The 10525-nt window shown below is 69.1% G+C and carries 7 protein-coding genes; 3 read left to right on the plus strand and 4 right to left on the minus strand.

The features are described from left to right. The 3 genes from DBR34_RS10940 to DBR34_RS10950 all read right to left on the minus strand — a co-directional run. Nucleotides 1-977 (minus strand): TolC family protein (locus DBR34_RS10940; RefSeq protein WP_146186820.1); only part of this gene is annotated, 977 nt, incomplete at its 3' end. Further along, on the minus strand, nucleotides 974-2944 hold the full coding sequence (locus DBR34_RS10945) for a MacB family efflux pump subunit (protein WP_128096814.1): 1971 nt from the start codon (nucleotides 2942-2944) through the stop codon (nucleotides 974-976). The genes DBR34_RS10940 and DBR34_RS10945, both read right to left, overlap by 4 nt. Next, entirely contained in the window at nucleotides 2941-4182 is a 1242-nt protein-coding gene (locus tag DBR34_RS10950) for an efflux RND transporter periplasmic adaptor subunit (RefSeq protein WP_128096815.1), read from the minus strand. Before DBR34_RS10950 ends, DBR34_RS10945 begins: the two co-directional genes overlap by 4 nt. A gap of 201 nt (nucleotides 4183-4383) precedes the next feature. On the opposite strand from DBR34_RS10950, the gene DBR34_RS10955 reads away from it, so the two are divergent. The 3 genes from DBR34_RS10955 (at nucleotide 4384) to DBR34_RS10965 (ending at nucleotide 9683) form a co-directional block, all read left to right on the plus strand. Beyond that, complete coding sequence (locus tag DBR34_RS10955; RefSeq protein WP_128096816.1) at nucleotides 4384-5112, plus strand: response regulator; 729 nt, start codon at nucleotides 4384-4386, stop codon at nucleotides 5110-5112. After that, a complete protein-coding gene (locus DBR34_RS10960) occupies nucleotides 5109-6512 on the plus strand; it encodes an ATP-binding protein (protein WP_128096817.1) in 1404 nt (467 codons plus the stop codon). The genes DBR34_RS10955 and DBR34_RS10960 overlap by 4 nt, the downstream gene beginning before the upstream one ends. A 147-nt stretch (nucleotides 6513-6659) precedes the next feature. Further along, nucleotides 6660-9683, plus strand: coding sequence for a ligand-binding sensor domain-containing diguanylate cyclase (locus DBR34_RS10965; RefSeq protein WP_128096818.1), 3024 nt, complete (start codon nucleotides 6660-6662; stop codon nucleotides 9681-9683). A 144-nt stretch (nucleotides 9684-9827) separates the two neighbouring features. Here DBR34_RS10965 and rnt read toward each other — a convergent pair whose 3' ends face one another. Further along, nucleotides 9828-10412, minus strand: a complete 585-nt coding sequence (gene rnt / locus DBR34_RS10970) for a ribonuclease T (RefSeq protein ID WP_128096821.1) — start codon at nucleotides 10410-10412, stop codon at nucleotides 9828-9830. Nucleotides 10413-10525 lie beyond the last annotated feature (113 nt).

The following is a 10525-nucleotide window of genomic DNA, read 5'->3' on the forward strand; positions in this document are numbered from 1 at the left end:
GGGTAGTACTGGGTGGCGGTCACCTTGATGGTTTTCAGGCTGTTGCGCAGGCGCAGTTCGGCCGCGCGCAGGTCCGGACGTCGGCCGAGCAGGTCGGCCGGCAGGCCTTCGGCAACTACCGGGCTGCCCACACGCGCCAACTGCTGCGGCTCGTCGGACAGCGCCAGCGGCTGGCCGTCCAGCAGCACGGTCAGCGCATTGCGCGCGGCGACACGCTGCTGCTCCAGCGCACTCTGCGCGGCGCGTTGGGCCTCCAGGCTCTGGGCTGCCTGGCGTACCTCCAGGCGCGACACCGCCCCGGCGTCGAAGCGGGCCTGGACCAGCTCGCGGGTGCGCTGCAGGCGGTCCAGGTTGGCCTGGCCAGCGGCGATGGACTGGTTGAGGAACGCCAGCGTCCAGTACTGCGTGGCCACGTCGCTGATCACCAGCAGGGCGGTGTTCTGCAGGTCTTCCTGGCTGGCCTGGGCTTCCCACTGGGCGATGTCACGCTGGGTGCGCAGACGGCCCCACAGGTCGATCTCCCATTGCAGGGATACGCCGGCCGAGCTGCCGCGGTTCCAGTCCGCGCTCTGGTCGATCGGGCGGTTGCCGCTGCTGCTGACACTGCCCGAGGGCTGCGGCCACAGCGCGTTGTCGGCCAGCCCGGCCTGCAGGCGCGCGCGCTGCACGGCCAGCCCGGCCGAAACCAGATCCGTGTTGGCGACCAGGGCGCGGTCGATCACGCGGTCCAGGCCGGGGTCACCAAACTGGGTCCACCAGGCATCGCTGCGCACATCCGAGGTCGCCGCATGCGGCTGCTCGGTGACGGGTTCAGTGGGGGTGTTCAAACGGGCATCGCCACGGCCGTAGCTGGCCGGCACCGCCGGTGCATCGACCTGGTAGTGGCCGGTGCTGACACACGCCGACAGCGACACGGCGGCGGCGCAGGCCAGGGCCAGCGGACGCAGGTGGGCAAACAGGAAAGTAGGGGTCTTCATTCGCGCGCCAGCGCCTCCACGGGATCAAGTTGGGCGGCATTGCGCGCCGGCAGGAAGCCGAACGCCACGCCGATCAGGCTGGAGCAGGCGAACGCGGCCACGATGGATGCGGTCGAGAACAGCATCTGGAAGTCCGGAGCGAACTTGCCGAACAGCCAGCCGACCACCAGCGACAGGCCGACGCCGAGCAGGCCGCCGAGCAGGCAGACCAGCACCGCCTCGATCAGGAACTGCTGGCGGATGTCGCTCTGCCGCGCGCCCACCGCCATGCGCACGCCGATCTCGCGGGTGCGCTCGGTCACCGACACCAGCATGATGTTCATCACCCCGATGCCGCCCACCAGCAGCGCGATCGCGGCGATGGCGCTGATCAGCAGCGTCATCGTGCGGGTGGTCTGCTCGATGGTCTGGCGGATCTCGGCGCTGTTGCTGAGGAAGAAGTCCTCGGTGCCATGCCGCATGATCAGCAGCTTGGAAATCGCCGACTGCGCGGCATCCATCGGGGTGGCGTCATCCACGCGCACGGTGATGCTGGAAACATGGCTCTGGCCCAGCATGCGCGACATCACCGTGGTGTAGGGCACCCACACGCTCAGGCTGGTGCTGCCCCCGAAGCCGAAACTCTGCCGTTGCGCCACGCCGACCACGCGTACCGGCACGTTGCCCAGCAGGATCACCTGGCCCACCGGATCTTCGCCGTTGGGGAAGAACTGGGTGCGGGTGTTCTCATCGATGATCGCCACCTGGGCCAGGCTGCGCACCGCATCGGTGTCGAAGAAGCTGCCGGCGATCAGGGTGACACCCTTGACCCGGAAGAACTGCTCGCCCACGCCGTTGACCTGCGCGGTGGCCGACTGGTTGCGGTAGCGCGCGGTCACCGACGAGGACACGCTGGGCGTGGCACTGTCGATGTAGCTCTGCCGGCCCAGCGCATCGGCGTCACTGGCCTTGAGTGTCTGCACCCGCGCCGAGCGCATGTCGCCGAAACCGCGCCCGGGATACACATCGATGGTGTTGGTGCCCAGCGCGCTGATGTTCTGCAGGATCTGCTGCTGCGAGCCATTGCCCATCGCCACCACCGAGACCACCGAGGCGATGCCGATGATGATGCCGAGCATGGTCAGGAAGGTGCGCAGGCGGTGGGCGTTCATCGCCAGCAGCGCCATCCGGAACGCTTCGGTGAAGCGATCACGCGCGGCGCGCCAGCTGTGGCCCTTGCCGGCGGCCACGGTGGGCTGGCGCTGCGCGCGGTAGCTCGGTGCCTTGTCGTTGATACGGTCGGCGATGATCTCGCCATCGCGGATCTCGATGATGCGCTGGGCATGTTCGGCCACGCTCATGTCGTGGGTGACGATGATGATGGTGTGGCCTTCGGCATGCAGCTCGCCGAGGATGCCCATCACTTCCTCGCCGGATTTGGTATCCAGCGCACCGGTCGGCTCATCGGCCAGGATTACCTCGCCGCCGTTCATCAGCGCACGCGCGATCGACACGCGTTGCTGCTGGCCACCGGAGAGCTGGCCGGGCTTGTGGTTCATGCGGTCGCCCAGGCCGAGCCGCTGCAGCAGCTGTTCGGCGCGCGCGGTGCGCACCGGGCCGGGGCTGCCGGCATATACCGCCGGCACGGCCACGTTGCCGCGCGCGTCCAGGTCGCCCAGCAGGTGGTAGCGCTGGAAGATGAAACCGAAATGCTCGCGGCGCAGCTCGGCCAGTTCGTCGGGCAGCATGCTGCCGGTTTCGCGGCCGGCCACCTGGTAGCTGCCGCGGGTGGGGCGGTCCAGGCAGCCGAGGATGTTCATCAGCGTGGATTTGCCCGACCCGGACTGGCCGACAATGGCGACGATCTCGCCGGCGGCGATGTCCAGGTTGACGTCGCGCAGCACCGCGATGGTTTCATCGCCCGCTGGAAACTCGCGGCGCAGGTCACGCAGGCGCAGCAGCGGCGTGCCGGTGGATGCCGGGGTCATCGACGCGGTCCGCCCATGCCCGGGCCACCGATCCGCATCTGCGCACCGCCGCGGCCGCCACTGCCGCTGCCGCCGGCGGCAGCGCCACCTTCACCCACCACCACCTTCTCGCCTTCCGTCAGCCCGGACAGCACTTCGGCCGTGGCGCCGTTGTTGATGCCGATCTTGACCTTGCGCGGCGTGGGCATGCCGTCGGCATCGGCCACGCGCACCATGTACTGGCCATCGCGGGTCTTCGGGCCCAGCGCCACGGCCGGAATGGTCAGCACGCCCTTGGCCTGCTTGAGCATCACCGACACCTGCGCGGTCATGTCGATGCGCAGCGTGCCGTCGGGGTTTTCCACGTCGAACAGCGCGTTGTAGTACACCGCGCTGCTGGCGCTGGAACTGGACGAACTGGAACTGGATGCGCTGTCGTTGGCGATCGACGACGGTGCCGGGTTCACCTGCCGCAGGGTGGCGTGGTACTTGCGGTCCGGCTCGCCCAGCGTGGTGAAGTACACCGGCATGCCGGCCTTGATCTTCACCACGTCCGCCTCGGACACCTCGGCGTTGACCGTCACCAGGTCCAGCCGCGCCAGCATCACGATGGTCGGTGCGGTCTGGTTGGCGTTGACGGTGCGGCCTTCTTCGGCCACCACCGCCACCACGGTGCCGTCCATCGGCGCGGTGATGCGGGTATAGGCCAGGTTGGCGCGGGCGGTGCCCAGTTCGGTTTCGCGGCCCTTGATCTGCGCGTCGTAGGACTGGATCTGGGCACGCGCGGTTTTCAGCTTCGCATCGGCGGCGTCGTATTCGGCGCGCGAGGTGGCCTCGGCGGCGAGCATCTGCTGCTGGCGGGCGAATTCCAGTTCCGCCTCGCGCAGGCTGGCCTGCTGCACCGAGCGCTGGGCCTTGACCTGGTCCAGCGAGGCCTGCGCGTTGAGTACCTGGTTCTGCTGGGTGGTGGCGTCGATCTCGGCGATCAGGTCGCCCTGCTTGACGCTATCGCCCAGCTGGACCTTCAGCGACTTGATCTGGCCCGAGGCCTGCGCACCCACGCTGACCAGCTTGTAGGCGTCGATCACCCCGGTGGCTTCCACGGTCTGTTCGATGTCCCCGCGGCTGACCGGCGTGGTGGCCAGGGCCGGTGCGGCCGGCTTGCGCAGGGTCCATGCGACAATGGCACCCAGCACGGCAATCACGATGATCAACAGCAGCACGCGGCCGCGACGGGTGGTGGGCAGGCGGGGCTTCACGATGATCGTCTACTCGGCAGGCCGGCGTGCGGCGTTGTCAGCATTGTGAAGACCGCTACGCGAAGGCTCAACACTCGCCATGTGTCGCGGCGTAACCAGACCGGGGCCGGTGTGTGTCGTTGTGTGTCTGGTGCTGCGTTTGAAACATGCGTACGTAAACCACTGGATGCGGTTCAGCTCCCGACAGGGGATCATGGCCGCATGGAGACTCTCAACCCGATGCATCGACTGCTGATCGTCGACGACGACAACGACATCCGCCAGCTGCTGGCCGAACAGCTGGGCCGTGCCGGCTACCAGGTGAGCACGGCCAGCGATGGCCATGGCATGCGCCAGGTACTCGAACGCGAGCACGTGGACCTGATCGTGCTCGACCTCAACCTGCCGCGCGAAGACGGGCTCACCCTGTGCCGCGACCTGCGCGCGCGCTCCAACACGCCGGTGATCATGCTCACCGCACGCAGCGAGCCGATCGACCGCGTGCTGGGCCTGGAGATGGGCGCCGACGATTACCTGGGCAAGCCGTTCGAACCGCGCGAACTGCTGGCGCGCATCCGCAACGTGCTGCGTCGCACCGAAGCGCTGCCGGCCAACCTGGAGCCGCTGGCCATCCGCCGCGCCCGGTTCTCGCACTGGATCTTCGACCTGGAGCATCGCCACCTGCTCGATCCCGATGGCCGGGTGGTGGTGCTGTCCGGGGCGGAGTTCCGGCTGCTGCGGGTGTTTGTCGGGCATGCCAACAAGGTGTTGTCGCGTGAGCAGCTGGTGGCACTGAGCAGCGGCCGCAGCTACGAGTCGCAGGACCGCGCGATCGACCTGCAGGTGAGCCGGCTGCGCAACAAGCTGGCCGACGACGGCGGCAGCGACGGATTGATCAAGACCGTGCGCAACGAAGGGTATGTGCTGGCCACGGCAGTGACCCTGGAATGAATCGCCTGCGCCGCTTCTTCGCCTCGATGGTGGGGCGCCTGTTCGTGATCCTGCTGCTGGGCATGAGCGTGGCCGCGATCGGCGCGACCATGCTGGCCAGCTCAAAGCGCCAGCAGGAGTTCGAGCGGCAGAACCTCAACCGCATCGCCGACCGCCTGCAGGGTTACGTCAACCTGCTCGACGGCAATCCCGAGCTGCGCGACCGCCTGCTCGACAGCGGCGGCCCCAGCGTGCGGCGCTTGCCACCGGGCGCCCGGGTAGGGCGACCGGACGCGGCCTTGATGGAGGTGCTGGACGACCGCCCCGGGGCGGTGTCGAGCAGCCAGGTGGCCTTCACCTCCTTCCGTTCCTGCCTGCCGACATTGCCCGAGCTGCCGCACCCGAAGAAGCCGCGCAACGGCCCGCCGCGTGAACGCGACCCGGCCTTCATTCCGCCCCGCTGCCGCATGGTGTCGCTGCGCCTGAGCGACGGCACGCCGCTGCAGCTGGCGCTGGATTCGCCGGCGGTGGCGCACAACGGCATCCTGGCGGTGGACCCGCTGTTCCTGACCCTGCTGGTGCTGGCCATCGCGGTGCTGGCCTATATCGTGGCGCGCATGGCCAGCGCGCCGCTGCAGCGCCTGGCCGCGGCCGCGGCTGCACTGGGCGATGACCTGCAGGGCGCACCGATGCCGGTGACCGGGCCACTGGAAGTACGCCGCGCTGCGGAAGCCTTCAATGCCATGCAGAAGCGCCTGCAGCGCCATCTGGGCGAGCGCACCCAGATGCTGGCCGCCATCACCCATGACCTGCAGACCCCGGTCACCCGGCTGCGCCTGCGCCTGGAGAACGTGGCCGATGAGACGCTGCGCGAACGTCTGGTAGGCGACCTGGCCGCGATGCAGGCCCTGATCCGCGAAGGCCTGGAACTGGCGCGCAGTGCCGAGAGCGCCGAACAACGCGCGGCGCTGGACCTGGACTCGCTGCTGGAGAGCATCGTCGAGGATGCGGTGGAAGCCGGCGCCGACGTGCGTTTCGACAAGCCCAGCGGCGCGGTGCTGATGCTGCGTCCGCTGGCCATGCACCGGCTGTTCTCCAACCTGGTGGACAACGCGGTGACCTATGGCCAGTCGGCCCGGGTCAGCGTGGAGCAGGATGCCGAGCGGGTGGTGGTGCGCATCCGCGACAGTGGACCCGGCCTGGACGGGGACGAACTGGAGGCGGTGTTCGACCCGTTCGTGCGGCTGGAGACCTCGCGCTCGCGTGAAACCGGCGGCGCCGGCCTGGGCCTGACCATTGCCCGCGCGCTGGCCGAGAAGGACGGCGCGCGGCTGGTGCTGCGCAACCATCCGCAGGGCGGGCTGGAGGCGGTGGTGGAGTGGCCGGCCAGCCTGCGCGCAGCGGGCAGCCGCGGGGGCTGAGCGGTCTCGACACAAAGTGCTGCGGTTTTGCCTACTATGGGCAACCCCACCGCTTTCTCCCGCATGAGCGCGCCTTTGCCTGTCGGTTGCCATCCCGGTGCATCGCCGCCCGTCCCGCTGTTTCGTTCCCCTGGCCGGTCCTGACGGATGAGCCAAGGGGGGCGTGGTAGCCGGTGGCGGCCGGTACAACTGAACGTTATTCGACGCCTGGGCGCCGCCTTGCTGTGGCTGTGCCTGTGCGGGGTGTTGTCGTGGCCGCTGGCGGCCCAGGACGGACCACCGCCGCTGCGCGACTACGCCATCGACGTATGGACCTCACGCAATGGCCTGCCGCACAACTCGTTGCGCGACATCGCCCAAACCCCCGAGGGCCACCTGTGGTTCGCCACCTGGGAAGGGCTGGTGCGCTACAACGGGCTGGATTTCACCGTGTTCGACCGCAGTACCCGGCCGGGCCTGCGCGACAACGGCGTGGGTGCGCTGCTGGTCGACCGTAGTGGTGCGCTGTGGATCAGCGATTCGCGCGGCAACGTAACCCGGCGCGGCAGCGACGGGCGCTGGCAGGTCTACGAACACCAGGCCGGCACCCCGCAGGTGCTGATCCAGGCGATGCAGATGGACAGCCATGGCCGCCTGTGGCTGCTCTACGAAGGGCAGGGGATCGGCAGCCTGGTTCCGGATGGCGCCATCCAGTACCAGCCGCCCCCGCCCGAGGTGCCGATGGCGATGAGCTTCACCAAGCTGGTGGTGGACGCGCAGGACCGGGTCTGGGTAGGCACCCTGGACGGGCTGGTGGTGCGCGACACCGACGGTGTGCTGCGCCGCGCGCCGGACAGCTTCGGGCTGGGGCGCGGCCTGGTCTGGCCCTACCGCGGGCCGGACGGCGTGATGTGGATCGTGGCCTCCGAGCGCATCTACCGCATGCAGGACGGCGTGCCGCAGCTGCAGCACCGCCTGCCGGGCGTCATGCACATCACTGCGATGCTGCAGGACCGCCATGGCGACCTGTGGCTGGGCACCGAGAACCAGGGCCTGCTGCGCCTGTCGCGGCATGGCCTGGAGCGCCTGCCCACCGGGCTGTCGCTGCCCGGCGGGCGCGTGGTGAGCCTGCGCGAGGACGCCGAAGGCAGCATCTGGGTGGGCGCCAACGGCGGCCTGTACCGGCTGCGCGAAACCTTGTTCAGCAGCTTCACCGAACGCGACGGGCTCAGCGGCGACTACATCCGCACGGTGCTGGAGGACCAGCAGCGGCAGGTGTGGATCGGCAGTGCCAGCGGCCTGGACCGGCGCGATGTGCAGGGCCGGTTCTCACCGGTGACCCTGCGCAACAGCGGCGGCAAGACACCGTCGGTGCTCAGCCTGGCCCAGGGGCACGATGGCGACCTGTGGGTCGGCACGTTCGGCGACGGCGTGTTCCGGCTGGATGCCCAGGGCCGCACGCTGCGCAACTACGGCACTGCCGATGGCCTGCCCGGCGGCAACATCCGCGCCATCAGCGTCGACCGCGCCGGGGTGGTGTGGGCCGGTACCCAGAAGGGCGTGGTGCGCATCGACGGCCACGGGGTGGAAGTGCCGCGCGTGCCGGGCATGCCGGGGGGCCTGATCACCGCCCTGGCGCACGATGCCGACGGCGCCTTGTGGATCGGCACCATCGAAGGCATCCGCGTGCTGCGCGGCAACCGCGTGCAGAGCATCGATCTTGCCCCACTGGGCGGCGGTCGCAGCGTGTTCGGCTTCCAGCAGGTCGGCGATGCGATGTGGGTCAGCAGCGACCGTGGCCTGTACCGCTGGAAGGAAGGCCACCTGGCACGGGTCGGGCTGGAGCAGGGGATGCCGGTGGACACCGTGTTCCAGCTGGTGCCCGACCGCATCGGCAACGTGTGGATCAGCAGCAACCGCGGCGTGCTGCGCACCGATATGGCGATGCTCAACGACGTGGCCGATGGCCGCACCGCGCGGATCGAGGTGGAGCACTACAACGAGATCGACGGCATGGCCAACTCGCAGGCCAACGGCAGTTCCGGGCCGTCTGCGATCCTGCGCCAGGACGGCACGTTCTGGGTGGTGACCGCGGGCGGCCTGAGCACGGTCGACCCGCTGCGCCTGCAGCGCTTCCGCGAGCGGCTGGCGCCGCCGGCGGTGATCGAAAGCGTGCAGGTCGATGGCAAGCCGCTGCACTGGCAGGGCGCCAACCACAACAGCATTCCCGGTGGACGCCGGCTCAGCGTGAGCTATGTCGGCCTGAGCTATCTGATGTCCGAACGGATCCGCTACCGCACCCGGCTGACCGGCCTGGACAAGGGCTGGATCGAGCGCGGCCAGCAGCGCAGCGTGGAGTTCATCGGTCTGCCGCCGGGCGATTACACCCTGCACGTGTCCGCCGCGCACCCCGGTGGCAGCTGGAGCGACAGCGAGGCGGTGTGGGACTTCACCGTTGAACCGTTCCTGTGGCAGCGCCGCAGCGTACAGGGGGTGGCCGCGCTGCTGCTGTTGGGCGGTCTGATCGCGCTGTACCTGTACCTGATCCACCGCTACAAGGCCAGCAACGTGCGCCTGGCGCAGAAGGTGGACGAAGCTACCCGCGACCTGCAGGCGCAGACGGTGAACCTGCAGGCGTTGAACCAGGAAAAGACCGAACTGGCCGACCGCCTGGCGGTGCAGGCCGAGCAGTTCGGCCGCCAGGCACGCGAGGATGCACTGACCGGGCTGCCCAACCGGCGTGCCTTCGATGAAGCACTGGCGCGCGACTTCGCCCGTTCCCAGCGCAGTGGCCATCCGTTGTGCCTGGTGGTGCTGGACATCGACCACTTCAAGGAAGTGAACGACCAGCACAGTCACAGCGTGGGCGACGTGGTGCTGGTGGAAGTGGCCCGCGTGATCGCCTCGGCCTGCCGCGATTCGGACATGCCCGCGCGTACCGGCGGCGAAGAGTTCACGCTGCTGCTCAACGACACCCGCCTGGCCGAAGCGGCGCAGGTGTGCGCGCGCCTGCGCGGGCTGTTCCATGACCACCCGGACTGGGCCGGCGTGCCGGGCCTCAAGGTGACCTTCAGCGCGGGCCTGGTGGAACTGGATGCCGCCGACCGCACCCCGATGCTGCTCTACCAGCGCGCCGACCGCGCGCTGTACCGCGCCAAGAGCGAAGGCCGCGACCGCACCGCCATCGGGTAGAGCCGACCGTTGGTCGGCTGCCATTCGCGGCAACCGCACGCACGCCACACCGCGTGCAGCCGACCAACGGTCGGCGCTACCTTCGGGGGGTGTGTCGGGTGCGGAAACGCAGCCGACCAACGGTCGGCTCTACGGTGCTCGGGTTTACCGCGGCCAGGCGTTGGCGATGGTGCAGAACAGCTTGGCGGTCTGCTCGGTGTCGTATACCGCGCTGTGCGCTTCGTCGGCGTCCCAGCCCAGTCCCGCGGCGGCGGCGGCGCGGGCGAGGACGGTCTGGCCGTACGCGATGCCGGCCATGGTGACGGTGTCGAACACGCTGAAGGGATGGAACGGGTTGCGCTTGTGGCCCACCCGGTTCACCGCCGCGTTGACGAAGCCCAGGTCGAAGTGCGCGTTGTGCCCGACCAGGATCGCGCGCTGGCAGCCGTACTTCTTCACCGCCGCACGCACCGGAGCGAAGATGTGGTCCAGCGCGTCCTTCTCGGACTTGGCCAGGCGGAACGGGTGATCGAGGATGATGCCGGTGATTTCCAGCGACTTCGGGTCGATCTCCAGGCCTTCGGCCGGGATCACGTGCGCGCTGGCAGTCTGGCCGGGGTACAGCAGCCCGTTTTCATCCATCTCGATCGGCACGGCGGCGATTTCGAGCAGCGCGTTGCGGTTGCAGTCGAAGCCACCGGTCTCCACGTCGATCACTACCGGCAGGAAGCCACGGAAGCGCTGGGCCATGGCCAGGTTCACTGCCGGGGCAGCAGGCGCCGGAGCGGCGGTGGGGGGCAAGGCGGCATCTGTCATGCGGGGATTCTAGCAGAGGGGGCCTGTACGCCCCCCGCGCTCAGGCC

This window comes from Stenotrophomonas sp. HMWF003 (assembly GCF_003061285.1).
GTDB classification, from domain to species: Bacteria; Pseudomonadota; Gammaproteobacteria; order Xanthomonadales; family Xanthomonadaceae; genus Stenotrophomonas; species Stenotrophomonas maltophilia_AP.